1 protein-coding gene is annotated in these 1612 nt (G+C 65.5%); it reads left to right on the top strand.

All coding sequences use genetic code 11. The annotated features are described in order from the left end of the window. Positions 1-188 precede the first annotated feature (188 nt). A partial coding sequence (locus AB1609_23420) for a radical SAM protein (protein ID MEW6049384.1) occupies positions 189-1612 on the top strand: 1424 nt, incomplete at its 3' end.

Here is a 1612-nt window from a genome sequence, read left to right as displayed (position 1 = left end):
GAACGCAGCCGAAGCGGTGGACGGGGCTGCCAGTTCATGCTATAATTCGCATAAGGGCATGACCTGGCACCTGCCGCCGGCTCAGGGGGTGGGGTGTGGCGGGGCGGTCCGGCGTGTTGCGGCGAGGCGCCAGTGTGTGCCCGCAAGGACGGGGTGAAAGGGGATGGTGGGAGGTGGCGGTCGGAAGCGTGAGTTTGCGGGCCAAGCGGTATGCGGCCCGCCGGGCCATGGAGTGGCTGGTGGGCTACCTGCGGCGGGATCCGGAGCGGGCCGTCGACTCCATCCTCTCGTGGGGCAAGCGGCTGGCGGTGATGGAGGCGCACCGCCGCCAGGTAGAAGAGCTGGCGGTGACTTTGCGGGATAATCCCGCCATGATGCGGTTCGTGCGCCGGCTGGCGCTGGAGGTGCATCCCAACCAGCACCGGGGTGTGGTTTTCAACTGGTTTGTTAACAGTATCCTGCTCGGCCTCCCCGTCCAGTACGCCCTGGCGGAGAGGCTGGGTCACGGGGTCCCGCACTTCATCCTGGTGGACCCCACGGAGGCGTGCAACCTGCGGTGCGTGGGGTGCTGGGCGGGCGAGTACGCGCAGTACCACACCATGCCGTTTGAACTCCTGGACCGGATCGTGACGGAGGCGAAGGAGCTGGGGATATACTGGATAGTCCTGTCAGGCGGCGAACCGCTCCTCTACAAGCGTCTCTTCGAGCTGTTTGCCAGGCACCGGGATGTGGCCTTCATGGCTTTCACCAACGGCACCCTCATCGACGACCGGACGGCTGATCGCATCCTTGAGGTGGGCAACTTCGTGCCCTGCATCAGCCTGGAAGGCTTGCCGGAGACCACGGATGCCCGCCGGGGTGCAGGGGTGTTCGACCGGATATCGGCGGCCATGGACCGGCTCAAGGAGCGGAAGCTGATCTTCGGTACGTCGGTGACCATCACCCGGCACAACGTGGAGGAGGTCACGTCCGATGGCTTCATCGACTGGCTCATCGAGAAAGGTGCGTTCTTCGGCTGGAGCTTCCACTACATCCCGGTGGGCCGCGATCCCGACGTGGAGCTCATGGTGACGCCGGAGCAGCGGGAGTATCTGGTCTATCGAGTGAGGGAAATCAGAACTTCCAAGCCGTACCTCTGGGCTGATTTCTGGAACGACGGTTATCTCACGAACGGGTGCATTGCTGGTGGCCGCCGCTACTTCCACATTCTGGCCTCGGGGGAGGTTGAGCCCTGCGCTTTTGCCCACTTCTCGGTCGGGAACATAAAGGACCTGAGCCTGCGGGAAGTCCTGGCGAACCCCCTGTTCCGGGCCTACCAAAAGCGGCAGCCGTTCAACCCCAACCACCTGGCGCCCTGTCCCATAATTGACAACCCCCAGGCTCTGCGCGACATCGTGGCCGAATCGGGGGCGCGCCCGACGCACCCCGGTGCGGAGAGTGTGCTGCAGGGGCCGGTCGCTGCTTACCTCGACCGGCTGTCCCGGGAGTGGCGGGAGAGGGCCGAGGGGGTGCGGCGGCGCCTGGGGCTGGGTGATGTCCAGGTTGCGGCTTGCGAACTAGCGGTGCCGGAATCTGCTCACGGCGGGGAGGCCGGGCAGGAGGAAGGCCCAGT

This window comes from Bacillota bacterium, from assembly GCA_040754675.1.
In the GTDB taxonomy this organism is placed as follows: Bacteria; Bacillota; Limnochordia; order Limnochordales; family Geochordaceae; genus Geochorda.
The sequence above is the reverse complement of the archived record's forward strand: the minus strand, read 5'-3'. Positions and strand labels throughout refer to the sequence as shown.